Annotated in this window: 15 protein-coding genes and 1 pseudogene; 13 read left to right on the top strand and 3 right to left on the bottom strand. The window is 63.5% G+C overall.

Annotated features, from left to right (window positions below):
• The first annotated feature begins 209 nt into the window (after positions 1–209).
• A complete protein-coding gene (locus KP001_RS14865) occupies positions 210–3,227 on the top strand; it encodes an MASE3 domain-containing protein (protein WP_239027794.1) in 3,018 nt (1,005 codons plus the stop codon).
• A gap of 279 nt (positions 3,228–3,506) precedes the next feature.
• The gene (locus KP001_RS22045; protein WP_275423317.1) at positions 3,507–9,170 is read left to right on the top strand and encodes a S8 family serine peptidase; all 5,664 of its coding nucleotides are present in this window, start codon (positions 3,507–3,509) and stop codon (positions 9,168–9,170) included.
• A gap of 70 nt (positions 9,171–9,240) precedes the next feature.
• On the opposite strand, the gene KP001_RS14890 is transcribed toward KP001_RS22045, so the two are convergent.
• Complete coding sequence (locus KP001_RS14890; protein WP_217286384.1) at positions 9,241–9,711, bottom strand: NUDIX hydrolase; 471 nt, start codon at positions 9,709–9,711, stop codon at positions 9,241–9,243.
• A 444-nt stretch (positions 9,712–10,155) separates the two neighbouring features.
• On the bottom strand, positions 10,156–11,466 hold the full coding sequence (gene gabT, locus KP001_RS14895; protein ID WP_217286385.1) for a 4-aminobutyrate--2-oxoglutarate transaminase: 1,311 nt from the start codon (positions 11,464–11,466) through the stop codon (positions 10,156–10,158).
• Between the two features lie 496 nt (positions 11,467–11,962).
• Between gabT and KP001_RS14900 the strand changes: the two genes are divergently transcribed.
• From KP001_RS14900 to KP001_RS14950, 11 genes and pseudogenes are all read left to right on the top strand, one after another.
• Positions 11,963–13,741: a sigma 54-interacting transcriptional regulator gene (locus KP001_RS14900; RefSeq protein ID WP_217286386.1), complete on the top strand. Its 1,779-nt coding sequence runs from the start codon at positions 11,963–11,965 to the stop codon at positions 13,739–13,741.
• A 366-nt stretch (positions 13,742–14,107) separates the two neighbouring features.
• Positions 14,108–15,349 (top strand): amino acid ABC transporter substrate-binding protein, encoded by a 1,242-nt coding sequence (locus KP001_RS14905; protein WP_217286387.1) that lies wholly within the window; start codon positions 14,108–14,110, stop codon positions 15,347–15,349.
• 170 nt (positions 15,350–15,519) lie between these two features.
• Positions 15,520–16,407 carry a branched-chain amino acid ABC transporter permease gene (locus KP001_RS14910; RefSeq protein WP_224958422.1) on the top strand — a complete coding sequence of 296 codons (888 nt, stop codon included), beginning with the start codon at positions 15,520–15,522 and terminating at the stop codon, positions 16,405–16,407.
• A gap of 1 nt (position 16,408) precedes the next feature.
• Positions 16,409–17,410, top strand: coding sequence for a branched-chain amino acid ABC transporter permease (locus KP001_RS14915; protein WP_217286388.1), 1,002 nt, complete (start codon positions 16,409–16,411; stop codon positions 17,408–17,410).
• Positions 17,411–17,413: 3 nt separating this feature from the next.
• A complete protein-coding gene (locus KP001_RS14920) occupies positions 17,414–18,139 on the top strand; it encodes an ABC transporter ATP-binding protein (RefSeq protein ID WP_217286389.1) in 726 nt (241 codons plus the stop codon).
• Positions 18,136–18,846, top strand: a complete 711-nt coding sequence (locus KP001_RS14925) for an ABC transporter ATP-binding protein (protein ID WP_217286390.1) — start codon at positions 18,136–18,138, stop codon at positions 18,844–18,846. The genes KP001_RS14920 and KP001_RS14925 overlap by 4 nt, the downstream gene beginning before the upstream one ends.
• 102 nt (positions 18,847–18,948) lie before the next feature.
• Positions 18,949–19,173 (top strand): MoaD/ThiS family protein, encoded by a 225-nt coding sequence (locus tag KP001_RS14930; protein WP_217286391.1) that lies wholly within the window; start codon positions 18,949–18,951, stop codon positions 19,171–19,173.
• Positions 19,174–19,318: 145 nt separating this feature from the next.
• A complete protein-coding gene (locus tag KP001_RS14935) occupies positions 19,319–21,160 on the top strand; it encodes an aldehyde ferredoxin oxidoreductase C-terminal domain-containing protein (protein WP_217286392.1) in 1,842 nt (613 codons plus the stop codon).
• A gap of 1 nt (position 21,161) precedes the next feature.
• A pseudogene (locus KP001_RS14940) lies at positions 21,162–24,145 on the top strand (NAD-glutamate dehydrogenase domain-containing protein); the annotation flags it as partial.
• An 83-nt stretch (positions 24,146–24,228) separates the two neighbouring features.
• Positions 24,229–25,026 carry a universal stress protein gene (locus KP001_RS14945; RefSeq protein WP_217286393.1) on the top strand — a complete coding sequence of 266 codons (798 nt, stop codon included), beginning with the start codon at positions 24,229–24,231 and terminating at the stop codon, positions 25,024–25,026.
• Positions 25,026–25,973, top strand: a complete 948-nt coding sequence (locus KP001_RS14950) for a D-2-hydroxyacid dehydrogenase (RefSeq protein ID WP_217286394.1) — start codon at positions 25,026–25,028, stop codon at positions 25,971–25,973. The genes KP001_RS14945 and KP001_RS14950 overlap by 1 nt, the downstream gene beginning before the upstream one ends.
• A gap of 101 nt (positions 25,974–26,074) precedes the next feature.
• Here the strand turns inward: KP001_RS14950 and KP001_RS14955 are convergent, their stop codons facing one another.
• Complete coding sequence (locus KP001_RS14955; protein WP_217286395.1) at positions 26,075–26,383, bottom strand: TRL-like family protein; 309 nt, start codon at positions 26,381–26,383, stop codon at positions 26,075–26,077.
• Positions 26,384–26,405 lie beyond the last annotated feature (22 nt).

Below are 26,405 nucleotides of genomic sequence, written 5' to 3' on the forward strand. Positions count from 1 at the left end.
TCTTATCCCTCACACCATATGAGTCAATGAAATTTTACTGATATTACCTGAACTGGAGCAATGCCGACGCCCTCTGTCCTAGGGAAAATCTCCGCAGTCACTGCGGAAAGTCCCAAATTGGTTTGACTATTCTCATTGCCGGATGGTAAATTCCCCCCTCGAACAAGATGCTTTGTACGTGAGTCCAAAGACAGCGGGAAGGGGGATCGATGAGCGAGGCGTCATCCTGCAACGAGGCGCAACGGGCGGAGACAAGGGTTCTCTCCCTGGTGCTGTTTGCGCTCGCCATACTGATCCTTTACGCCTGCAGCCGCTTCTCCTACCTCCTCTTCCACACCATGGTCGAGATCTTCTGTGTGCTCGTGACGCTTGGGGTCTTCCTTCTGGCCTGGAACTCCCGGAGGTTTCTCGACAACCATTATTTTCTTTTCCTGGCGATGTCCTTCGCCGTCTCCGGCATCCTGGAGCTGCTGCACACCTTCGCCTACAAAGGGATCGGGATCTTCGCCGGCTACGACGCCAACCTCCCCACCCAACTCTGGATCTCCTTCCGCTACGTGGTCAGCCTCTCCTTCCTGGCCGCCCCGCTGTTCATCAACCGGAAGCTCAACGTCGCCGCGGCCCTCACGTACTTCGGCGGCACAGCGGCGCTGCTCATCCTCGGCATCTTTTCCGGTCATTTCCCGGACTGCTTCGTGGAGGGAAAAGGGCTCACCCCCTTCAAGATCTACAGCGAATACATCATCATCTTCATCCTGCTCGCCTCGGCGGCCTTGCTATGGGCGAACCGGGAGCGTTTCGACCGTCGCGTGCTCAGAACACTCGTCGCCTCCGTCATAAGCGCCGCCTGCGCCGATGTCGCCTTCACGCAATACCTGAGCGTGTACGGGCAGGCAAACCTGCTGGGGCACCTCTTTCTCTTTCTCTCCGCCTTCCTGATCTACCGCGCCATTGTTTCCACCGGGCTCAAGGAACCCGCCGCCGTGCTGTTTCGCAGCCTGGAACAGAGCGAACAAGCGCTCAGGCAGAGCGAGGCGCGGCTTCAACTCGCCCTGGAGCAGCGCACCCGGGAACTGATCGAGAAGGAGGCTTTAAACGAGGAGCTGCAGCGGGAAACAGCCATGCGCAGGCAGATCGAGGCGGAACTCAGGGGGCGCGAGGAACAGTTCCGTCGCGCCATAGAGGAAGCTCCGATCCCGGTCGTCATGCTCACGCAGGACGGCGAGGTGCTGCAGGCGAGCCGGAGCTGGCTTGAGGTGACCGGTTTCGTGGCGGGGAAGATTCCAACCTTCGACAAATGGCTCGAGGCACAGGTCGCCCGGCAAGCCGCTGAAACGATCACCGCCCGGATGCGCGAACTGTTTCACCAGGAGCGCAACAGCTTCACCACCGACTTCCGGATAACAGGCAGCGACGGCTGTCCCCGTCATTGGACCTTCAGCACATCCTTCCTCGGCAGGCTGCAGGACAGCCGGCCTTTCGCGGTGGGCATGGGGGTCGACATCACAGAGCGCGAAGAGGGCGAGGCCGCCCTCAAGCGGAGCAACCAGCGGCTCGACCTGCTGGCCGACACGGCGAGCCGGCTGCTGCAGAGCAAGGACCCGCGGCAGCTGGCGGATACCTTGTGCCGGGAGGTGATGACGTTTCTCGACTGCGATGTTTTTTTCAATTTCCTGATGGATGAAGAGGAAGGGGGGCTGAAACTGAACGCCTGCGCCGGGATCGGAGAGGAACAGGCCGCAGCCATTGAACGGCTGCCCCTTGGGGTGGCGATCTGCGGCTGCGCGGCCCGCGACGGCTGCAGGATCGTCGCCGAAAACATACCCGATTCGCAGGACGCCCGTGCCGACCTGGTCCGGTCTCTCGGGATCCAGGCCTACGCCTGCCATCCGCTTATGTCGCAGGGGCAGGTGCTTGGCACCCTCTCTTTCGGCACGCGGAGCAGGAACAGTTTCAGCGACGACGAACTATCCCTGATGAAGGCGGTAGCGGACCAGGTCGCCATCGCCATGGAACGCAACCGGATGGAGGAGACGCTGCGCCAGGCCAAGCAGGCAGCAGAGGCGGCGAGCAACACCAAGAGCAGGTTCGTGGCCAACATGAGCCATGAGCTTCGTACCCCGATGACCGGGGTGCTAGGGATGCTCGACCTCGCCCTGCTGACGCCGGACGCCGCCGAGCGGGCCGATTACATCCAGACCGCCCAAAGGTCGTCCCGCTCACTGCTGCGTATCCTGAACGACATCCTTGACCTGGCCAAGGTCGAGGCCGGCAAGTTCTCGCTGGACAACCGCCCCTTTGGCCTGCGCGCCTGCCTGGCGCAGGCCGTCGACATCGTCATGCCCGAGGTGAAGCGTAAGGGTTTGCATCTCACCCTGCAGGTGGCGGAGGGCCTTCCCGATCACGTGCAGGGAGACCAGGTGAGGCTGCGCCAGGTTCTGACCAACCTGGTGGGGAACGCGGTCAAATTTACCGAGCGCGGCGGCGTCACCATATCCGTTGGGGCGGGAGAAGAGGGAGCCGACGGGAGCCTGGAGTTCCGTTTTTCGGTGCGGGACACCGGCATCGGCATCCCGCAGGACAAGAGGCACCTGCTGTTCAATTCCTTCAGCCAGGTCGATGACTCCAACACCCGCAGCTACGGCGGAACCGGGCTCGGGCTCGCCATCAGCAAGGAGATCGTGGAGCGGATGGGTGGGAGCATCGCCATTGAGGGCGAGGCAGGCGCAGGGAGCTGTTTCTCCTTCACGGTCAGGCTGGGCCTCGTGCAAGGAGAGGCGGAGCTCCCGTCAGCTCCCCCGCGCGCCCCCGCTCAACCGGGTTCGCCCGCCGGAGCAGGGAGGCATCTGCTGGTCGCCGAGGACGATCCCACCATCCGCCAGGTATTGGGAAACATGCTGGGGAGACTGGGTTACCAGGTGGAATTCGCGGAAGACGGCGCCCAGGCCGTGGCGAAGTGGCGGCAATCAGACTTCGACATGATCATCATGGACGTCCAGATGCCGCTGCTCGACGGCTTCGAGGCCACACGGTCGATCCGCGAGCAGGAGGTGCACCAGGGGCGACGGCTTCCGATCCTCGCCATGACCGCGCACGCCATGAAGCAGGACGAGGAGCGGTGCATCGCCGCCGGCATGGACGACTACATCTCGAAGCCCATCGACTTCAGGGAATGCCTGGAGAAGATCGGCGCGCTGCTCGGCTCAGCCGGTCCCGGCTGTCGATGACATGAAGAAAAGGGGAGACGCGCGGGGACGGGCACGGCGCACTGAAAAAATGATGACCTTAGCCGCAAATCATGATAATAGACACACGTTCATCATGCCTGTGAAACCAGACCTTTAGCGGAGCTGCAGCTGCAACTGAGCAGACACCTCTGCCATTCTTCACGAACTGCCGGAAGGGGGATTTCTGCCGTGCCCACCACCACGCTTTGGCCTTCACTTAGGTTCCACCTCGCAGCTGCAATACTCACCTTCGCGTTTATCGTATCGTCTCAGCCCGCCGTGGCCGTAGAGACCGTAAATCCGAGCCAGGTGACCTGCCGCTTCCCCACGCCCCCCGGGCGCGCCGACAGCCATACCGCGCTTCCCCCCGGTGCCATCCCGGGACCAAGATCGCTCTCCTCGCCCCCCCCGCAGGCAAAGAGACATGCCCCCGGCCGCTTCGTCGTCAAATTCGCCGATACCCTCCTGGAGCCGGCAGACGTCATCCACGCGCTGGGCCTCAGCTTCGCGTCCCAGACCACCGGGCAGGGCGTAGGGCTCGACGAACTGCACAAGAAACACAAGATCAAGGGGGTAAAGCCTCTGTTTCGTCAGTTCTTCGACGGGGACAGCGCTTCCTCCACCAAGAAGGGGCTCCTGGCCAAGAGGAAGCGCAACTTCGCCGACCGGGTCGCACTAACCAAGATGAAGTACCAGCGGCGTGCGCAACGTGCTTCCAAGGGGAGCAAGGTTCCGGATCTCACCAGCGTGTACATATTCGAGACCGCGGATGATGCAGACGTAGAGGCCGTCGCCAGGGAGTACGCCGCCAACCCGAACGTGCTCTATGCGGTGCCTGCCTACCAGTACCAAACCGAGTCCATCCCCAACGACCCCTTCTACTCTTCCTGGGGTTCCTGGGGGTACAACTACGATGACCTGTGGGGGCTCAAGAAGATCGGCGTCGCGGCCGCCTGGGACGTCACCAAGGGGGACGGGGTCATAGTCGGCGTGGTCGACACCGGCCTTGACTACAACCACGCCGACATCGCCGCCAACGTCTGGTCCAATCCCGCCGAAACGGCAGGCGCTCCCGGCGCCGACGACGATGGCAACGGCTTCTTCGATGACAACAAAGGGTGGGATTTCGCCTACGGCAGCAACGATCCCATCGATCACTTCGGCCACGGGACCCATGTCGCCGGAACCATTGCCGCCACCGGCGACAACGGCATAGGCGTGCCGGGCATTGCCTACCATTCCCGCATCATGCCGGTCAAGGGGCTCGACGACTACGGGAGCGGATACAACGACAACCTCGCCAACGCCATCATTTATGCGGCCAGTAACGGTGCCGACGTCATCAACAACAGCTGGGGGTGCTGGCCCTGCGGTGTCGACCCCGTGGTGGAAGACGCGGTCCGGACGGCTCATGCACTCGGGAGCGTCGTGGTGGTCGCCGCCGGCAACAGCAGTGGGGACGCCCTCTACGGTTCGCCCTCCAGCATCCAGGACGTGGTGACCGTCGGATCCACCGGCGTCCAGGACGTCCTTTCCAGCTTTTCCAACTTCGGCTACATCCTGGACCTGGTGGCTCCCGGCGGCGGCGCCACCGACGGTTCGGACACCTACAACATCCTCTCCCTGCGGGCCGCCGGCACGGCGGAAGGCTCCTCGTACCTGGTCGGGACCGACTACATCCGCCTGGCCGGCACCTCGATGGCAGCACCCCACGTCTCCGGGGTGGCGGCGCTTATCCTGGCCGCCAATCCCGATCTGACCCGCGAGCAGGTGATTTCCATCCTGAGGCATTCCGCCGACGACCAGGTGGGGCCGGTCGATTCAGACAAACCGGGTTTCGATCCCTTCTACGCGTGGGGGAGGCTCAACGCGGCGCGCGCGCTCTCCATGGCCTTTTCCCCTCCTGCCGACCCGCCCATCCTGAAGGTCCCGGTCACGAGCTTCGACTTCTCCCTGCCGCACTCGCAGTGCGGGGAGCAACGCTCGCTGGTCCTCGACCTCTTCAATATCGGCGGCGGGAACCTGACCTGGTCCACCGAGGCTCCCTCCTGGCTCACCGTCACCTCTTCCAGCGCCACCACACCCGCCACGGCCTCCCTTTCCTGCACCGCCCTTGAAAACAGGCAGGGGGTGGTGAACTTCGTAACCTCCGACCCTTCCCAGCGGCAGAACGTCGCGGTCGCGGCTACCGTGGTTCCCGATGCGCGCGTGGACAACTGCAACGTCGTGTTGTCCGAGGCCATGGGTAACCAGGGGTGGCAGCCGCCGTGGAACGTGAACGCACCGGGGATTTCCGACGGCCAGGGAGGTGCGTTCTATGTCTTCCAGGACGTCATGTTCAACCCGAACCTGTCCATGCAGCGCATTGACAGCCATGGCAAGCCCCTCTGGCGGGCCGGCGGCATCCCCCTCACCACCACCCCGGTCGGTAGCGCGGCCATCAAACCTGCACTAGCCAGCGACGGCGCCGGCGGGTTCTTCGTGGCCTACGCCGACGGGCTCAACGCAACCTTCACCGCCAATTTCAACATCAAGTTACAGCACGTCGACGGCGCGGGCACCCTGCTCTGGGGGAGCGCAGGCATTGGCATCACCCAGATCGCAGGCACCCAGGGAGGCAACGGCCAGACCGAGCCGAGGATCGCCGCGGACGGCTCCGGCGGGGTGGTCATCGCCTGGCAGGACAGCGCCGCGGGATTGGTGAAGCTGCAAAGGGTCGACGCCACGGGAGCGGCGCTCTGGCCAGCCGGGGGGGTAACCGCGACTGTCACCAGCACGGGACCAGACGGGGTGATGATGGCCGGCGACGGACAAGGTGGTGCCTTCGTTGCCTGGACCGACCGTCGCAGGCCCTACTGGGACATCTATGCCCAGCACATAGACGGCAACGGCAACAGGCAGTGGTCCGCCGATGGCCTGATGATCAACACCCCGTTGACATTGACAGGCGGGTTCGGGGCCAACGTGGTCTCCGACGGTGCAGGAGGGGCGATCATCGCCTGGCGCGACTTCAGAAACTTCGTCTATCACTCGGGTGCGAACTACCTGAACCTGAGCGACATCTTCGCCGTCCGCCTCAATGGGGCCGGAGAGCATCTTTGGGACCCGACAGGTGTACCGGTGGTGACCGGCCTGGTGGCCGGGACCAGCGCCTACCAGCCGGGGTGGAACCCGTCGCAGGTCACCATGACCGAAGACGGGGCGGGCGGGGCGATCTTCACCTGGCACGATGCCAGGAGCACCGACTATTATGGCGGGTGGGACATTTACGCACAACGCCTCGACCCCCAGGGTAATGCCGTCTGGCAGGCCAACGGCGTCCCCGTTTCCACCGGAAGGTATTCCCAGATATCACCTGCCGTCGCGGCGGACGGTGACGGCGGAGCGTTCTTCGCCTGGATGGACGGCGGGAGCGGAGATTGGGACATCTACAGCCAGCATGTGAACCGGGCGGGAACGCCGCAGTGGGGCAGCCAGGGTGTGTGGATGCAAAGCTGGCAGGGAAGCCAGCTCTTCCCCTACCTGGTCCCCCTGGCCGGCAGCAGAGTTTCAGTCACCTGGGATGACGAGCGCAACTACGACGCCATCGCCGGCTACATGACCGGCACCGGCCGGGAGTTCTTCGGCAAGGTGATCCAGTCTTGCAACGACCGCGACGGCAATGGCTATTACGACGAAGGCGGGATCTGCGGTCCGGTGGCCCCGCAAAGCCACGTCGCGGTGACCTTCGCCGGTCTGGGCAAAGGCTCGGTCGAGAGTGCGCCCTCCGGCATGACCTGTGACGATGCCGGCTGTGCGGGAGATTTCACGACAGGAGGCCAGGTCACCCTCACCGCGCTCGCCAACTCCAGCTCCTATTTCACCGGGTGGGGAGGTGCGTGCAGCGGCACCGGAAGCTGCACCGTCACAGCGTCCGAGGGCCTGCTGGTCACCGCGAATTTCAGCAGAAAGCCTCTGGCTATCAACTACGGCAAGCTCGGGACAGGTGCCGGGGACGTCAGTATGGAGCCGGGAGAAACGTGCGCCGGAAGTTGCGGCCAATACTTCGAACCCGGTACGAAGGTCGTGCTCAGAGCGACCCCCGCCATGAACGCCAGATTCGACGGGTGGGGAGGTGCTTGCAGCGGCACCCAAGCTTGCACCGTCACGGTTGACAGCGACAAAGCCGTCACCGCCTCCTTCACCGAACTGCCGACACTCCTCGCCGGCGGCAAGTCCTTCTCGGTGGTGCAACTGGGCGGCAGGATCCTGGCGTGGGGTGATGACAAATACGGGCAGTTGGGCGACGGCGGCACGGCGACACAATCAGTACCGGTGCTAGGCCCAGCGCCCGCCGAATACACCAGCATCGCAGCCGGGATACAATCCAATAGCGTCATTGCTCTTAAAAGCGACGGCACGGTATGGGGCTGGGGATACAACGGCGACGGCGAATTGGGTGACGGCACCTGGGTCAATCGCAGCTCACCGGTCCAGACCCGGCTTCTTTCCGGTGTGACTGTCATCGCCGCAGGTGGGACCCACTCCTATGCCATCAAGGGAGACGGCACCCTGTGGGGCTGGGGGGGTGGTGGCGTCGGTGATGGCACCCACTATGTCCGCAATGCTCCCGTGCAGCTCCCCCAAATTTCTGGAGCTGCGGCAGTCGCCGCCGGTGGATTTCACGGTTGCGCCATCGACTCACAGGGCGCGGTCTGGACCTGGGGCTACAACTGGTACGGGGAGTTGGGCAACGGGACGACAATAGAGCAAACGACGCCTATTCGTCTCACCGGGATCAACGGGGTGAGGGCCGTCTCCGCGGGCTTCTACCACACGCTGGCGCTCAAGACAGACGGGACGGTTTGGGCCTGGGGTTACAACAGTGAGGGAGAACTGGGGGATGGCACCAGCACCAACCGCGCAACCCCAGTACAGGTACAGGGCTTGGCCGACGTGGTGGCCATTGCGGCCGGAATGTACCACAGCGTCGCTCTTACCGTAGACGGAAGCGTCTACGTGTGGGGCGACATCTACGGTGGGCAACTGGGGGGCGGCACGCCGGTACGGGTTCCCACGAAAGTCTCAGGTCTGTCAGGAGTGATCAAGATCGCCTCGGGGAGCTCCCACGTCCTGGCGCAAAAGAGCGACGGCACACTGTGGGCCTTGGGGGTCAACGCCTTGGGGCAGCTAGGCGACGGAACCACCACAAGCCGCAAGACAGCGGCTCCGGTGCAGTTCGACCGCCAGCCCCCCACCACCACGGCAACTCCTGGAGGAGGGAACTATGCTGCCCCGCAAACGGTAACCCTGACTGCGAACGAGTCGGCCACCATCTGCTACACCCTGGATGGCTCCGAGCCGACTACGGCGTCGGCCGTCTACAGCGCTCCGATTACCGTCTCCAGCAGTGCGACCCTCAAGTATTTCGCCAGGGACCGCGCCGGCAATGCCGAGAGCGTCAAGTCCCAGTCCTACACGCTGACGCTCCCCCCGCCGCCGGTTGCCGACTTCGCCGCTGCCGTCACCGCTGGAGACGCCCCCCTCAGCGTCTTCTTCGGCGACCTGTCCAGCGGAGCGCCGACATCCTGGCTGTGGAACTTCGGTGATGCCTCGACCAGCACCGTGCAAAACCCGCAGCACACCTACTACAGCGGCGGCAGTTATACCGTTTCCCTCACCGTGACCAACTGGGGTGGCAGCAGCACCATGACCAGGACGGGCTATATCAGCGTCACTCCCTTCTCGCTGCAGCGCGCCTATGACACCGCTTCGGATGGAGGGAGCATAAAGGTGCGGGCTGAGGATCTGTTCGAAAACCCCATATTTGACCGGGATGTCCGGCTCTCGATCAGTGGCGGCTTTGACAACCCTCTGCAGCAGATCGTGGGGAAGACGGTTATTCACGGGACGATGAGGGTGAAAAGGGGCAAGGTTTCCCTTCAGGACGTGAGTTTCAAGTAGAGGAATCGTGGTGTGGCCATCCAGGCGGCAGCGGGCAGGGGTCCGGCTTGCGGCCGGTAGCGGCGCGGCCTCACGGCCAGGACAACAGGTTGCGTTCGAGGTGGAGTTGGTAGGGTTTTATGGCGTAGGAGCGGTAGCTGACGCCGCCGTCGTGGTTGAGCAGCCCGGTAAGCCGTTCGCGCATCACCGGGCTCGTCACCATCTTGAGGGCCTCTGCCTCTGACACCCACGCGGCAGCCTCGCTGTCATCGGTCGGGTTCAGCTCACCCGAGAGGTAGCGTCCCAGGAAGGCGAAGATCAGGGCGGAGGTGGGGGATACCATGGACCAGACGGCGGCCAGGGGACCGATCTCGACCTCGACCCCGGCCTCCTCTGCGACTTCCCGGCGCGCCGCGTCCAGCAGGTTCTCCCCCTCCTCGACGCGCCCCTGCGGAATCTCCCAGCCACGCTTGCGGTGTCGGATCACGAGAATTTCGTCTTTGGCATTGCGCACCAGGCACCCAACCACCACGGTGTGTCGCGGATCTGCTTGCTCTGTCATTCCGGTTCCCCTTTCTGAAAGTCTGCCATCGCGGCGCCATCCACTATGCCATTGAGCGGCCATCGCTGGCAAGAGTTCAGGCCGGCAAAGTGGCGGGCGCCCTCACCCCGACCCTCTCCCAGAGGGAGAGGGAGGATGGACTGAAACCTGAACCTTTGGCCACAGATAACATCTGAGACCTTCTGATAAAACCTGAAGCTGGTAGCGTTTCTGATTCGTCTCTCCCGGTTCTTGGTTTTTCTCAGTTCTTGTTATCTCTCAGTTCTTGTTCTCTCCCAGTTTTCAGTCTCTATCAGGTTTTCGTCTTTCTCAGGTTTTCTCAGATTTTCTCCGTGGCTAATGGTTTAAAAACGACAACGGCAGTGCTGTGCATCTCTTCCTCCCCAACCCGAAGATGCCAGACACTGCCGTTGCCGTATCGTTCTTGCTACTTTGCCTTGAGCCTTAGATCTCGGCGTTCACCTCGGCGAGGGACTCCTCGAGGATGGCCATGCCGCGGTCGAGCTGATCGTCGGTGATGACCAGCGGCATCAGCAGACGGACCACGTTGCCGAGGGCGCCGCAGGAAAGGATGACGAGCCCCTTGTCGTAGCAGAGCTTCACCAGCTTCTTGGCCAGGTCGCCGGCGGGCGCCTTGGTGTTCCGGTCGCGCACCAGCTCGAGGGCGAGCATGGGGCCCTTGCCGCGGACTTCGCCGATGATCTCGTACTTCTGCTGCATCTCGTCGAAACGCTGCTGCAGCTTCTCGCCGAGCTTCACGGACTGGTCCAAGAGGCCGTCGTTGAGGAAGATGTCGAGAACCGCGAGGGCCGCCGCGCAGGAGAGCGGGTTGCCGCCGTAGGTGCCGCCCAGACCGCCCGGGTGCGGCTGGCTCATGATCTCGGCGCGACCGGTGATCGCGGAGAGCGGCATACCGCCGGCAAGGCTCTTGGCGGTGGTGATGAGGTCCGGCTCGATGCCCCAGTGGTCGATGGCGAACAGCTTGCCGGTACGCCCCATGCCGCTCTGGATCTCGTCGATGATCAGGAGGATGCCGTGCTTCTTGCAGATCCCCTGCACGATCTCGAAGTACTCCTTCGGCGGGGTGACGAAACCGCCCTCACCCTGGATCGGCTCGATGATGATGGCAGCGGTCTGCTCGGCCGCCACGTAGCCGGTGAAGAACTCGTCGAGCTTGTGTGCGCAGGCGCAGCCGCAGCTCGGATAGCTCCCGCCGTAGGGGCAGCGGTAGCAGTAGGCGGAGGGAATCCGGTAGCTCTCCGGCGCGAAGGGACCGAAGCCGTACTTGTAGGGCTTCACCTTGCTGGTGAGGGTCATGGTCATCAGGGTGCGGCCGTGGAAGCCGTTCTCAAGCGAGATGACGCCGGGGCGCTTGGTGACGTAGCGGGCGATCTTGATGGCGTTCTCGACTGCCTCGGCACCGGAGTTGGCCAGCATGGTCTGCTTCGGGGAGCTGCCCGGCGCCAGCTCGTTCAGGCGCTGCGCCAGCTCGATGTACCCCTGGTAGGGAGCGACGTGGAAGCAGGTGTGAATGAACTTCTCGGCCTGCTCCTGGATGGCCTTGACCACCTTCGGGTGGCTGTGCCCCACGTTGTTGACGCCGATACCGCCGGCGAAATCGATCAGGTCACGTCCCTCGACGTCGGTCATGATGGCCCCCTGGGCCTTGGCGATGAAGGCGGGGCTCAAAAGTGCGACCCCTCCGGGGACATGCTTGTTGCGTAACTCCATCAGTTGCTCGTTACCAGCGGTCATGGGTGAAGCTCCTTTGCCTAGTAGTTGGTGACTACCGGGTCCCTGTGAGGATCCCGGTAAAGGTGTCGGATCAAGAGAACGGACCTCGTTCAGTCCGCCCGGTCATCCCCTACTACAAAGACCGTACCAAGGTGTCAGAGAGAAGACAGTAGTAGCGATCATGACTGTTGACGTAAAGGTTAATTTGCGGTGAGCTGAGCCTGGTGAGAGAGGCGAAACGCCCGTCACAGTAACGCCTTATATGTATACTGGCAGGGAATCATCCGTAGCACTATAAGTAGCTTCAAAAATGTCATACGCGAAAAGAAAGGACTTCCACTACTGAGGGTGATAAGAAGAGCTATGACTGTTTCCGGGCCGTTCTATTATTTACACTTGAATATTTGATTCATTTCTGCATAATGCGCCTCAAAGGCGATATGGTATACGCCACGACTGCCCGCCCTTAACGGCCTCGAGCCATGCGATAAAGAGCACCAGAAGGAGAACCGCCGCCGTGAACACCTCACTCAACCCAGTGGAACTGATCGGTTTTTCCAGCGGAGGCGAGCTGCGCTCGGACGCCTTCTACCAGGCCATGGTGAACGCAGTCGATGTCGGTATCCTGGCGGTCAACACCTCGGGCATGGTGATCCTCGCCAACCGGGCGGTCCGGGAAAGCTTCGGCGCCTTCCAGGGGGTGCACCTGAACGACGTGCTCCCCGACCTCTGGCCCAAGGTGGCGCAGAGACTATTGGGACATGCGCGCAACACGGAGATTTCGGTGCGCGGCATCGAATCGAACTTCCTGGTGCGGGTGAGCCCGATGCTTTTGGACCAGGAGCAGGTGGGTGCGGTCTGCGTCTTCGTCGAGAGCACGGAGCTCGAGGATATGGCCCGGCAAATGGAGTTTTTCCAGAGGCTTACCCGCGAGCTCGACACCATCATCGACTCCTCGTCGGACGGCCTCTGGATCTGCGACGCCGACGCCAACGTGGTGCGCATCAACCCGGCCTCGGAGCGGATCAACAACGTCCAGGCCAAGGACGTGGTCGGCCGCAACATGCGCGACCTGATCAACGCACGCGTTTTCGACCGCTCCGCCACCCTGGAGGTGATCAGGACCCGCGCCCGGGTGAACCTGTTGCAGCAGCGCGAGGGGCGCAAGCTGATCACCACCGCGACCCCGGTCTTCGACTCCGCCGGCCGCATCACCCGGGTCGTTGTAAGTGAGCGTGACATCACGGAAATCGACAACCTGCAGCGCGAGCTCGAAGACCAGGAGGCGATCAGGGACCAGTACCGCAACCAGATGCTGGAAATGCAGCAGGAACAGCAGCTTGAGAACCAGCAGATCATCGCTCGGAGCCCCGCCATGCTGAAGGCGCTGCGCCAGGCGCTCAAGGTTGCCAAGGTGGAGTCGACCGTGCTGATCCTCGGCCCCTCGGGGGTGGGGAAAGGGCTCTTCGCCGACCTGATCCACAAGAACTCCGAGCGCGCCGACAAGCCGCTCATCAAGATCAACTGCGGCGCCATCCCCGAATCCCTCATAGAATCGGAGCTTTTCGGCTACGACAAGGGTGCCTTCACCGGCGCGCAGACCGGCGGCAAGCCAGGCTATTTCGAGCTCGCCGACGGCGGCATCCTGTTCCTCGACGAGATAGCCGAACTGCCGCTCCCCTCCCAGGTGAAGCTGTTGCGCTTCATGGAGGACGGCACCATCATGCGTCTTGGGAGCACCCGCCCCCGCGAGGTGAAGGTGCGCATCCTCGCCGCAACCCACCGTAACCTTGAGCAAATGGTCGAGGAGGGAAAGTTCCGCCTCGACCTTTACTACCGTCTCAAGGTAATCCCGATACACGTCCCTTCCCTCAAGGAGCGCAAGGAATGCCTGCTCCCCCTCATCCTGCACTACATCGAGTGGTACGCGAAGAAGCACAAGACCAGCAAACGCCTCTCCCGCGCGGCCTGCGATACCCTTTTGGGCTACCCGTTCCCCGGCAACGTGCGCGAACTGATGAACCTGTGCGAGCGGCTGGTGGTCATGACCGAGACCGAGGTGATCAGCCTGCAGGATCTCCCCGCCGACGTGGCCAAAGGGGACACCAGCGACGCGACCGCGCCGGCGCAGTGGCCGGAGAGCATGACGCTGCCGCAAGTCATTGAAAGTACTGAGCGCGCCCTCCTGGCCCACGCGCTTAAATCCCACGGCTGCCAGGCGGACCTGGCCGAGGCGCTCGGCGTGAGTCAGCCGACCATAGCGCGAAAATTAAAACGCTACGGGCTCGCCTGCTGATGGCGCGCCCCTGTATACGACCATTATTCACATGTGAATAATTTTGCCGTCGCCCAAGGGTGCATCAGCGGGGCTGTACCACCCTCCACCTCCCCCTGCATCGCGCCGTTCACCGTTCATTGTCAGTAAGCATGCGGAGTTTCGCCAAACCCCGTTTTGCAAAATCCTCCTTTGCCGCCAGGAAGAGCCAATTGGCATGCTTTCTGCTGTATACGGGCTGCCAGCGCCGGGAGGTGCGGGCACCGGGTTCCCTCGGCCGACGGCAGCCGACGTCGTCCGCCGCACCGGCCGCGAGCCCTGAATGGAATGCGACGCAGGTTGTTTCAAAAACTTTTTTTGGCACATCAAACAACAGGAGGTAGCACAATGAAGTTTGGATTCGTCAGGGTACTGCTGCTGATCGCAGCCCTCTTCGTGGCCATCCCGGTCCACGCTGAGCAGAGGAACTTCTTCAAGATCGGTGTCATCACCGAGCTGTCGGGGGACCTCGTCACCGGCGGCAACATCACCAAGCGCGGCTACGATCTCTGGGCGCAGGAAGTAAACGCCAAGGGTGGTATCGTGATCCAGGGTAAGAAGTACCCGGTCAAGCTGGTGTACGCCGATGCCCAGAGCAACCCGGCTGCCGGCGCGGCAGCGGCCGAAAGGCTGATCACCCAGGAGAAGGTCGACTTCATCCTCGGCCCCTACTCCTCCGGCGTGACCCTCGCCGTGGCCCCGGTCGTCGACAAGTACAAGATCCCGATGATCACCGGCTCCGCGGAAAGCCCGCTCATCTGGAAGAACAAGTTCAAGTACACCTTCGGCACCATCCCGCCGATCAACTTCACCGGTGCTACCTCCATCAAGACCCTCACCGAGATGAAGCCGGCTCCGAAGACCATCGCCATCATCGGCTCCAACGATGCCTTCTCCAAGGCGACTGCCGAGTCCTACAAGGCTGCCGCCGAGAAGGCCAAGCTGAAGATCGTGAAGTTCAGCATCGTCCCCTCCGGCCAGGACATGACCCCGCTCCTCTCCGCAGTACGTAGCATGAAGCCCGACGTCATCGCCTTCGGCGGCCACGACGAGGAGCACGTGAAGTTCGTGAAAGCCCTCAAGCAGATCGGCTACACCCCGAAAGCCCTCCTCATGCACTGCGGCATCACCGACAAGGCCTTCATCGACGCGGTCGGCAAGGACGGCGAGCAGATCTTCGGCACCACCTGCTGGACCGGCACCGCCAAGACCAAGAGCAGCGTGCTCTGGCCCAACGCCGCCGCGTACGCCGCCGCTTCCCAGAAAGCCTTCAACAACCCGGGCGACTACACCCAGGGCGGCTGCTCCGCCGCCGGCATCGCCTTCCAGACCGCTCTGCAGAAGATCGGCGCCAAGCCGGGCATGGACGAGGCAATGCGCACCAAGCTGATCCAGGCACTCGAGCAGATCGACGTGCAGACCTTCTACGGCCGCGTGAAGTTCGCCACCTCCGGCGAGTTCTACCACGCCAACGTCGGCCTCGACCCGCTCACCATCCAGATCCAGGGCGGCCAGGTCAAGACCGTCGGCCCGAAGGCTTCCGTGGAAGCCCCGGCCATCTACCCGATGAAAGAGTGGAAGTCCCGCTAGTACCCGCAGATCCCCTGCCGGCCGCTGACGCCGGCGGGGGATCGTCTCCCCGACGGGGGAAACCACAACGGCCAGAGCGGCCCGGGCGGGCAACCGCCGCCGGTCCAGACGGACCACACAGAACGTAGCTGACATATTCGCTGGAAACGCAACGCTGGAGGACTTGTTTTATGATGGAACTGCTGCCACAAGCTTTGACCGACGGGATACTGCTGGGGGGGATCTACATCACCATCGCCATCGCATTCTCGCTCACCTACGGGGTCATGCACGTCATCGACTTCGCCGTCGGGGAATGGATCATGTTCGGGGCCTTCACCGGCTACTACCTGAACAAATGGACCGGCCTCGATCCCTTCCTTTTTCTGCCGGTCATTTTCGTCCTCTACTTCGGGGTCGGCTACGTGATCCAGCCGGTGATCCACCGGGTCCTTTCCGGGACCAAGGGGAACCCCTTCCTGATGGGGCTCGTGTTCACCTTCGGCCTGGCCATCATGTTCCGCGGACTCGCCCTCACCGCCTTCGGCTTCTACTCGAACTCGATCCCGTCCGCCTTCTCGGAAGGATCGTTCAACCTGGAGCCCTTGGGGCTTACCGTGACCATCCCGACCGTGCGTCTGGTGGGTCTCGGCTACGCGCTGGCCATCACCCTGATCCTGCACTACCTCTTGAAAAAGACCAATTTCGGCCTCGGCGTCCGTGCGCTGGCACAGCACAAGGATGCCGCGGGTCTCATGGGGGTGAACAGCAAGCGCACCGGCTCCTACGTGTACGGCATCTACGTCGGCATCTCGGCCATGACCGGCGTGCTCCTGGGCTGCATCCTCTCCATCGGCGCCCAGATGGGCAACGAGTACACCATCTTCGCCTTCTTCGTGGTGGTGCTCGCCGGCATGGGGTACCTGGCCGGCGTACCCTGGGCGGCGCTTCTTTTGGGCCTGGTGCAGTCGATCTTCATGATCTACTTCAACCCGAGCCACACCCTGCTCGCCGTCTTCGCCATCCTCTACATCATCCTGCTGATTTCCCCGCGCGGGCTGTTCGGCAAGGGGGTCTGACATGAAAAACCGTGGCGCAACCATACTGGCCATCCTGGTGGCCGCCCTTTTGATCCTGCCTCTCGTGGTGCACGACACCTTCGTACTGCGTGTCCTCACCGAGGGAGTGATGTGGATCGGGCTCGCCATCGCCTTCGACGTCATCGCCGGCTACACCGGCTACCTGAACTTCGGTCACGGTGCCTTCTTCGGCATCGGCGCCTACACCATCGGCATCCTGATGATGCAGGCTAACCTCCCCTTCTGGGCGGCGCTTCCGGCCGGCGGCGTCGCTGCCGCCATCGTGGCGCTCATCGCGGGTATCCCGACCCTGAGGCTCAAGGGTGCCTACTTCGCCATCGCCACCTGGGCGCTCTCCCGCGCCATCCAGCAGCTCGCCCTGAACGTCGAGTTCACCGGCGGCCCGGACGGCATGAGGCTCGAGGCGTTCCTGAACCCGCAGTTCTTCTACTACCTGATGCTGATCACCGTGGGAGTGACCTTCGCCATCCTCTGGTACCTCCTGGAGCGCGCCCCCTTCGGGCTCAAGCTGAAGGCGATCCGCGAAGACGAGGAGGGGGCCAAGGCTCTCGGCCTCAACCCGACCAAGCTGAAGATGCAGTCCTTCATCCTCTCGGCGCTCCCGACCGGCATCCTGGGGGGCATCTACGCCTACTGGATCACCTTCATCGACCCCTCCTCGACGCTCGGCGACCTGGTCAGCGACCAGGCGGTGGTCATGGTGGTCTTCGGCGGCATGGGGACCCTGTTCGGACCGGCTCTGGGGGCCATCCTGATCTTCGCCTTCAAGACGCTCTTCTGGGCCTACCTGTCGGACTTCCAGCTCCTCTACCTCATCATCCTGGGCGCGCTGATCGCGATCAGCGTCATCTTCATACCCAACGGCCTCTGGGGCACCATGTTCAAGCGCAAGGCGGACGCCACCAGGCCGCAGCACCAGCCGGAACCGGCATCGGAACCCGCGGCGCTTTCCGCCGTGGCAGCACCGGAAGAAGGGAACTAAATCATGGCTGAACCTATCCTCAAGGTAAATTCGGTAACCAAGTGCTTCGGCGGCCTCACCGCGGTGGACGACGTCAGCTTCAGCGTGGAAAAAGGCGAGATCGTGGGGCTCATCGGCCCCAACGGCGCCGGCAAGACCACCCTCTTCAACGTCATCTCCGGCTACTACGCCCCCACCAAGGGGAGCGTGATCTTCCAGGGGAACGACATCTCCGGCAAGCCCCCCTACCACCTGGCAGGCGTCGGCATCGGCCGCACCTTCCAGGTAGTGAAACCGTTCGCGGGACTTTCCGTCCTCGAGAACGTGACCATCGCCTCCTTTTTGAAGCACCCGAAAAAGGCCGACGCCGAGCGTCACGCCTGGCAGGTGCTGGAGACCACCGGGCTCGCCGACCGCGCCAACGTCTCCGCCGCCGGGCTCACCCTGGCGGGGAGAAAGCGCCTGGAGATCAGCAAGGCGCTCGCCCTGGAGCCCTCCTTCCTGCTCCTGGACGAGGTGGTGGCAGGCCTCAACCCGACCGAGGCGGACCGCACCGTCGAGCTGATCATGAAGCTCAAGGCGCAGGGACTCACCATCCTCATCGTCGAACACATCATGCGCGTCATCATGAACATCTCGGACCGCCTGGTGGTGCTCAACTTCGGCAAGAAGATCGCCGAGGGGACCCCGGCCGAGGTGTCCAGCGATCCGCACGTGGTACAAGCGTATTTTGGAGAGGAAGCGGCATGAATCTACTCGACGTCAACGGCATCTCAGTCAATTACGGGGACATTCAGGCCCTGTGGAACATCTCCTTCTCGGTGGCCAAGGGGCAGCTGGTCGCGCTCATCGGCGCCAACGGCGCCGGCAAGACCACGACCCTCAAGTCGCTGTGCGGCCTGATCCCGACCGCGAGCGGCACCATCCACTATGACGGCAAGCTGGTCACCGGCATGCCGGTGCACAAGGTGGTCGACCTCGGCATCACCCTGGTCCCCGAGGGGCGCCAGCTCTTCCCGAAGATGACGGTGGAAGAGAACCTCCTGGTCGGCGCCTACCTGAAAAGGGCCCACGGCAAACGCGCCCAGACCCTGAAGCGGATCTACGAGATCTTCCCCAGGCTGGAGGAGCGGCGCACCCAGACCGCCGAGACCCTTTCCGGCGGCGAGCAGCAAATGGTTGCCATCGGCCGCGCGCTGATGCAAGATCCCCAGGTGATCATGTTCGACGAGCCGAGCCTCGGTCTGGCGCCGATCATGGTGCAGGAGGTCTTCAAGGTGATCCAGGAGCTGCACAAGCAGGGGCTCACCATCTTCCTCGTCGAGCAGAACGTGCACCAGACCTTGAAGGTCGCCGACTACTGTTACGTCATGGAAAACGGGCGCATCGTGGGCCAGGGGACCGGCAAGGAACTCGAAGCCGACGAGTCCATCCGCGAGGCCTACCTCGGCTTCTAAGCAGCAACCTGTAGCACCGTTCCTTTCACCACCCTCCCTCCGCCCCCCGGTCGCCCGGGGCCGGAGGGATCCTTTTTCCGTTGTCATGACGGGAGGTTTCACATGCAGATCAAGGTAAAACTCTACGCGTCCCTGCGCAGGCAGAAGTTCGACGAGGCGGACTGGGAGTGCGCCGACGACGACAGAATCGCCTCCATCGTGGAGCAACTGGGACTTGCCCGGCAGGACGTGGGCACGGTCCTCGTGAACGGACTGCACGCGGGTTGGGACGAGACGGTGGCGGAGGGTGACGTCGTTTCCCTGCTGCCGCGCATGGGCGGAGGGTAGTAGCAAATCCCCCTGCCGTTCGGGGACTGGCTCCGCAGGTGCCTGTCCCCTTGCTTTCGACACCAAAACCACAAAGGCAGGGGGACAGGCACCTGGCGGAGCCAGTCCCCTAACGGCCATCACCTTATTTTTGCGGAGTAACGATATGAGCGAAAAAACCATCAGCAACAACCCTGCAAACGTCGTCTACCAGCGCTGCACCGTCGACCTTGCCAGCGGCACAACCACCTTCGCCCAGGTCCCCTGCAAAAACCTCGAGGACGTGCTGGGCGGCTTCGGCAGGAGCTTCCAGATCCTCGCCGAGCGCGACATCGCCGAGGCCTACTGCCCCGAAAACCCGGTTATCCTCAACACCGGCCTTCTGACCGGAACCAGCATCATGACCGGCATGCGCAGCTACTTCTCCGGTTACAGCCCCTTGAAGCAGTCCGGCACCGGACGCCCCGGCGCCATGTGGTCCACCGGCAGCGGCAACTTCGGCAACAAGTTCAAGTGGACCGGGCTGGACGAGGTGATCTTCGAGAACCGCTCCGACAAGCCGGTCTACGCGCTGTTGAAGGAAGGGGAGAACGGTCCCGAGGTCGAGCTGAAGCCCGCCGGCCACCTGGTCGGGCTCACCGGCCACGCCAAGATCATGGCGCTGTACCAGGAGTACCCGGAGGCCCACTTCGCCGCCATCGGCCCCGCCGGCGAGAACTGGGAGAACAACTACATGGGTGCCGTGGTGATGAGCACCGATAACGAGCTGAAGTCGGGCGAGCCCAAGAGCCGCTTCGCCGGTCGCGGCGGCATGGGGAGCCTGATGGGGTACAAGAACCTCCTCGCCATCGTCGCGCTGAGCTCCGACAAGCTGCCAAAGATCACCCCCGAGATCCGCGACGTGAACCGCGACATCCTCAAAAGCGGCGGCAGCGCCCGCTTCCAGCCGGCGAGCCAGGGTGGCGGCGGCGGGACCTGGGCCAACATCGAGGTGCTCCAGGTCTTCCACGCGGTACCGCTCAACAACTTCCGCCCCAAGGGGAACGACGACGTGGAGAGGCTCTTCCGCGACGAGGTGGAGAAGGAATTCGACATCGCCACCGAGGCCTGCCACCGCTGCGGCATCCGCTGCCACAACAACCTCTTCTACAAGAACGAGGACGGCAGCCGCGGCAAGCTGGCGGCGAAGTTCGACTTCGAACCGCTCATCCTGTTCGGCTCCAACCTGGGCGTGCACGAGCCGGCCAAGGTCTGCGACCTGATCCACCGCTGCGACCTTCTGGGGATGGACGCCATTTCCCTCGGGACCACCATTTCCTACGTGCTCGACTACAACGAGCGCCATCCGGATAAGCCGCTCTTCAACGGCGCCACCTTCGGCGACTACGATAAGATCGCCGAGCTGATCGAAGATGCTGGCCGCGGCAAGCTCCCCGGCATCGCCCGCGGCGTGAAGCGACTCTCCCAGGAGACCGGCGAGACCTCCTACGCCATGCACGTGAAGGGGCTCGAGCTCCCGGCCTACCTCCCGGATACCAACCCCGGCTACATGTTCGCCATCGCCGGCGGTCACATGTCGATGGGGACCCACATGATGCTGGCGAAAGAAGGGAAGCACTCCCTCGATGAGTGGACCCAGGCCATCACCACCGGCGGCCTCTTGCAGGTCGGCTACGACATGATCGGCCTGTGCAAGTTTGTCGGGGTAGGCATCGGTCACGACATCATCGTCAGGGCGCTCAAGGAGGCCGCGGGACTCGAGATCGCCTCGGAGGAGATCATCGCCGCCGTGCGCCGGGCTTACCTGCGCGGCCTCGCCCTGGAGCTACGCCAGGGGTTCCACGAGGAGAAGGAGTACACCCTCCCCTCACAGGTCATGGACGACCCGAACCCCAAGGTGACGCTGCCCAAATTCATCACCAACGAATTCCTGGGTGAGCTGCGCCAGCGCGTCTGGAGCGTCTTCAAGCCGGAAATGGAAGGACTGCTGCCGGTCCAGGGGGAGTGACATGTGCGCCGCCGAAACGGATGTGCTCGCCGCAGTTGACCGCCTGATCGGCGCCAACGAGGGGTGCACCCGGGAGAACCTTGCCTGGCTCCAGGGCCAGATGGACTCCTACTTCTTCATCACCATGCAGGAGGAAGCCGAGGCGTTGCACGCGCTGGCGGTGGGGCTGAGGACGCTGGCCCACAACCAGAAGCTGACCGTGGCGGACCGGGCGAAGACGCTGATCCTCGCCCGCTTGAACCAGCCCGGCTCCCTGTACGACACCCTGCGCACGCTGCAGGAGCGCGACATCTCCTACGCCGAGTTCACCCACTCAAGCGGCCTGGTGCCGGGGCTCACCCAGGGGCTCGAGGTGCAGCGCTTCGACTTCGACCGCAAGGAGCACGCAGAGATCGCCAACGCCGCGGCACCGGTCATCCCCCCCGCCATCCGCGACGGGATCGCCCAGGCGCTGCAAAGCCGCTACCCGCTGTTCGACATGAACCAGCTCGACCCGCTCTTGCGGCTTATCTGGCTCAACAACGAACAGTACGTGCGCATCTCCCCCCCCAACCGTGTGGCCCAGATCCTCTGGGTCTTCCAGGAGGGAACCGCCAGGGGGGGATCTTCCTCGACGTCGAGCAGACCGAGGACCAGGGTCCCGACGCCGAGACCCGCGTCCTCTTCGCGGTGGGGAACCCGCCCCAGAACGACTTCCTGCTGCAGACCATGGAGGTCTTCAACCGGCTCGACTTCGGGGTGAAGCGCGCCTACTGCCTGACCGTCTCCAACGGCGTGCATCCCTACTTCCTGGGCACCTTCTACGTCAGAAAGCGCGGCGACGCGGCGCTGCTGTCCAAGGGGAGCGAGCTTTTCGACCGGCTGCAGATGGAGCTCTACAACACGCAGATCCTCTCCACCGCCTCCACGACCTACCGCAAGTTCGTCACCACCCAGGTGATGACCGGGGAGGAGGCGTCGCTCGTCAACGCCTTCATCGCCTTTTGCCACACGAACCTCGCCCATCACCACCCCGACCCCTTCAGCCACGAAGAGGTGATGCTGGCGTTCCACTCCCACCCGGACATCGCCCTGCAGCTCGCCAAGCTGTTCCGGACCCGGTTCCAGCCGGGGCTCGCCCTGCGCGAGGAGTTCTACAGGAAGACACTGGAGGAGACGGTCCGCTTCGTCGAGTCCTACAACACCGGGCACCGCTACATCGACGACCTGCGCCGCTCCATCTTCCGCTGCGCCATCGCCTTCATCCGCAACACCCTGAAGACCAACTTCTACGTGCGTGAGAAGCACGCGCTCGCCTTCCGGCTCGATCCGGCCTACCTCTCGGAGCTCGCCCCCGAGTTCACCGCCGACCTGCCGCCGGAGATCCCGTTCCGGATCACCTTCTTCTTCGGACGCTACGGCTGCGGCTATCACATCGGCTTCTCGGACATCGCCCGCGGCGGCTGGCGCACCATCATCACCAAGAACCGGGACGACTACGTCACCTCGGCGAGCACGCTGTTCCGCGAGGTCTACGTGCTGGCCCACACCCAGCACCTGAAGAACAAGGACATCTACGAGGGGGGATCCAAGATGGTGGTGGTGCTCGACGCCGCGCGCCTCGAGGCCCACGACCTCTCCACGCAGCGCCTGTACAAGCTGCAATTCGGCTTCATCAACGCCTTTTTGGACATCTTCGTCACCGACGGCGGCCTGGCCCGCGACCCGCGCGTGGTGGACTACTACGGCGAGGACGAACCGATCGAGATCGGCCCCGACGAGAACATGCACGACGTGATGATCGAGATGATCGCGCGCCAGTCCCTGAAACGGGGCTACCTGCTCGGCATCGGCCTCATCTCCAGCAAGCGGGTCGGCATCAACCACAAGGAGTACGGCGTCACCTCCACCGGGGTGATGCAGTTCGCCGAGACCACCATGCGCGAGCTGGGGATCGACATCCGGCGCGACCGCTTCAGCGTGAAACTCACCGGCGGCCCGAGCGGCGACGTGGCGGGCAACGCCCTGCGCATCATGCTGGAGCGCTCCCCGCAGGCCTGCATCAAGCTGATCCTGGACGGCAGCGGCGCCATCTTCGACCCCGAAGGGATGGACCATGACGAACTGGCCCGCATCGTCTTGAAGGAGGACCTGGACGCCTTCAACCCCGCGCGTCTGCACCCGGGGGGCTTCATCCTGTACCGCAACCAGCGCCGCACCGACGGCCTGCGCGAGCTCTTCAAGCGCGCGGTCAGCACCGGCCTTGGCGTCGAGGAGCAGTGGGTCACCACGGACCAGTTCCACCGCGAGTTCGGCAACCTCCTCTTCTCCGTCCCCACCGACCTCTTCATCCCGGCCGGCGGGCGCCCGGAGACCATCGACGCCGAGAACTGGGCCCGCTTCTTCCGCGAGGACGGCACACCCACCACCCGCGCCATCGTCGAGGGGGCCAACTCCTTCATCACCCCGGAGGCGAGGACCCAGATGCAGCGCCGCGGCATCGTCATCATGCGCGACGCCTCGGCCAACAAGTGCGGCGTCATCTCCTCGTCCTACGAGATCATCGCCAACCTGATGCTCTCCGAGGAGGAGTTCCTGCAGCACAAGGAACGCTACGTGGCGGACGTGCTGCAGATCCTGGAGCAGCGGGCCCGCGACGAGGCACAGCTCATCTTCCGGCGCCACCGCGAAGCCGGGAGCAGCTTCACCTACACCGAGATCTCCGAGGCCATAAGCCACGAGATCAACGGGCACTACGCGCGGCTCTTCTCCTTCTTCCAGAGAAACCCGGAACTGTGCAACGAGCAGGCGTTCCAGCAGGCCATCCTGGCGCACCTCCCCGCGATGCTGCGCGAGCCCGAGTACCGGACCCGGCTGGAGCGTCTTCCCGCCAAGTGCCGCTACGCCATCCTCGCCGCCGAGATCGCCTCCTCGCTGGTCTACCGCGGCGACCAGGAAGCAGACTTCAAGGAGATGATCAAGGGGCACCTGCTGCGCAATTTCGCCGCCTTGGACAGGGCTTTACCGACCACATCCGCAGCACCAGCGACCGAGCACGTCACGCTCACTTATCAAGGAGGCGCAACCTGATGGAGCTGAAACAGATTCTTGTCTTCATGGACGATCCCGACCACTCGGCCGACCGGCTCGACCTCGCCCTCAACCTCGCCAAGCGGCACCGCGCCGGGGTCATCGGCCTCAAGGTGCAGCCGCACCACCTGATCCCGCTGCGCCGGGGGCAGGACCAGGACACCACCGGGGAACTGGCGCGTCTCTTCAGCGAGAAGACCGCTGCCGCCGACGTGAAGGGTGAATGGATCACCGTCGACGCCAAGGTGCTGGGAGGGGTGGTCGAGGCAATCAACCACTACGCCACCTTCGCCGACCTGGTGGTCGTGGGCCAGAGCGAGCACGGCTCCTCCGAGCGCCGCGCCACCGACTTCCTCCCGGAGAAGGTGGTGTTCGGCTCCGGCAAACCGGTGCTGATCGTCCCCTACACCGGCAAGTACAGCTGCGTCGGCGACAAGGTACTTGTGGCCTGGAAGTCCGGGCGCGAATCGTCCCGCGCGCTTACCGACGCCGTCCCCTTTCTCAAGGCCGCCGCATCGACTCACGTCTTTGAGGTTAACCCGAGCAAGGGGGAGGAAGCAGACCTGGAAGCCCTTCGCCGCTACCTCGCCGCACATGGCGTCACGGCCGAGATAGAGACCAGCCTGATCACCGAACTGCACGTGGGCGACGTCCTCCTGAACCGCGTGGCCGACGAGGGGAGCGATCTCCTGGTGATGGGGGCATACGCCGACCTGCACTTCGGCAACTACGTGCTCGGCGACGTCGCCAAACACGTGCTGCGCCACATGACCATCCCGGTCCTCATGTCGCACTGATGGAGAGGATCGTCTTTCTGGACCGCGGCGGCATCTCGGTGCCGCTGCGCACCCCGTGCTTCCCGCATCACTGGCAGGAGTACCCCGACACGAGGCCGGAACAGGTGGTGGAGCGTCTTGCCGATGCCACCATCGCGATCACGGACCAGGTCGGCATCACCGCGGAGCACCTGGCCGAGCTGCCACAGCTGCGCCTGATCGCGGTCGCCGCCACGGGGGTGGACCACGTCGACGTAGACGTCTGCCGCCACCAGGGGATCGCGGTAACCAACGTGCGCAACTGGTCGGTGAGCGTGCCGGAGCACGTATTCTCCCTGGTCCTCGCCCTGCGGCGCAACCTGCTCGCCTACCATGACGTGGTCCAGGGGGGCGCCTGGCAGCGCTCGGAAGGGTACTTGGTGCAGGTGGAGCCGATGCCGCGTTCGCTATCCGGCGCCACCCTCGGCATCATCGGAGTTGGTGCCCTTGGCAGCGCGGTTGCAGCGCTGGGAGAGGCCTTCGGCATGAAGGTGCTCTACGCGGAGCGAAAGGGGGCGCGGGAGGTGCGTCCCGACCGGACGCCGTTCGAGGAGGTCCTGGCCAAAAGCGACGTGCTGGTGCTGCTCTGCCCTCTCACGGAGGAGAGCCGCGGCATGATCGGTGAGGCGGAACTCAAGCTGATGCCGCGTCATGCGATTCTGGTCAATTGCGGCCGGGGAGGATTGCTGGACGAAAAGGCGCTGGCCCGGGCGCTGGAGGAAGGGGTCATCGCGGGGGCGGGGCTGGACGTCCTGACCCAGGAGCCGCCGCGGGACGGCTCTCCCCTGCTGGACCTGAAACGGCCCAACCTGATCGTAACGCCGCATGTCGCCTGGATCAGCGACCGCTCCCTCGCCACCCTCGCCGAGCAGGTGATCGGGAACGTGGAAGGTTTCGTCCTCGGCCACCCGCGCAACCTGGTGGTCTAAATAAAGGGAGGGACTAAAAGCGTCCTTTTCACAGATGACCGAAAAAAAAGCCGGGTCCCTGTTGAGGGAACCCGGCTTTTTGATTTTCAACCTGCTTAGGGCTATTCGCCGTACACGTGCAGTTTGTACTCCCCGAAGAGACCGAGGATGTTTTTGCCTTCCCAGTCCACCGCGGACACCTTGCTCACGCCGCCGTTTTTCTTGGCGGTTTCGATGCTGCAGTCACCGGTAGCCACCAGGCCCAGCACGCTCTTGCACTCGGCCACGCCATGCTTTCTCTCGCCGCCGTTCGCGGTAGCCGTCACCGGAAGCTTCAATTCGGTGTAGAGGGCGCCCATCGGGAAGGGCGAGGCACAACCGGACATGATCCCAAAACCAGCCAACAGACCTGCATAAAGAATCTTCTTCACTGCTTCCTCCTCATAACAAGAT

Origin of the sequence: Geomonas subterranea (assembly GCF_019063845.1) — a bacterium.
Classification (GTDB): domain Bacteria; phylum Desulfobacterota; class Desulfuromonadia; order Geobacterales; family Geobacteraceae; genus Geomonas; species Geomonas subterranea.

Excerpts from the sequence above, each read along its gene's own strand:
- KP001_RS14865 (WP_239027794.1), top strand. The coding sequence starts at position 210 with ATGAGCGAGGCGTCATCCTGCAACGAGGCGCAACGGGCGGAGACAAGG.
- KP001_RS14890 (WP_217286384.1), bottom strand. The coding sequence starts at position 9,711 with ATGACAGAGCAAGCAGATCCGCGACACACCGTGGTGGTTGGGTGCCTG.
- gabT (WP_217286385.1), bottom strand. The coding sequence starts at position 11,466 with ATGACCGCTGGTAACGAGCAACTGATGGAGTTACGCAACAAGCATGTC.
- KP001_RS14905 (WP_217286387.1), top strand. The coding sequence starts at position 14,108 with ATGAAGTTTGGATTCGTCAGGGTACTGCTGCTGATCGCAGCCCTCTTC.
- KP001_RS14910 (WP_224958422.1), top strand. The coding sequence starts at position 15,520 with ATGATGGAACTGCTGCCACAAGCTTTGACCGACGGGATACTGCTGGGG.
- KP001_RS14915 (WP_217286388.1), top strand. The coding sequence starts at position 16,409 with ATGAAAAACCGTGGCGCAACCATACTGGCCATCCTGGTGGCCGCCCTT.
- KP001_RS14920 (WP_217286389.1), top strand. The coding sequence starts at position 17,414 with ATGGCTGAACCTATCCTCAAGGTAAATTCGGTAACCAAGTGCTTCGGC.
- KP001_RS14925 (WP_217286390.1), top strand. The coding sequence starts at position 18,136 with ATGAATCTACTCGACGTCAACGGCATCTCAGTCAATTACGGGGACATT.
- KP001_RS14930 (WP_217286391.1), top strand. The coding sequence starts at position 18,949 with ATGCAGATCAAGGTAAAACTCTACGCGTCCCTGCGCAGGCAGAAGTTC.
- KP001_RS14935 (WP_217286392.1), top strand. The coding sequence starts at position 19,319 with ATGAGCGAAAAAACCATCAGCAACAACCCTGCAAACGTCGTCTACCAG.
- KP001_RS14945 (WP_217286393.1), top strand. The coding sequence starts at position 24,229 with ATGGAGCTGAAACAGATTCTTGTCTTCATGGACGATCCCGACCACTCG.
- KP001_RS14950 (WP_217286394.1), top strand. The coding sequence starts at position 25,026 with ATGGAGAGGATCGTCTTTCTGGACCGCGGCGGCATCTCGGTGCCGCTG.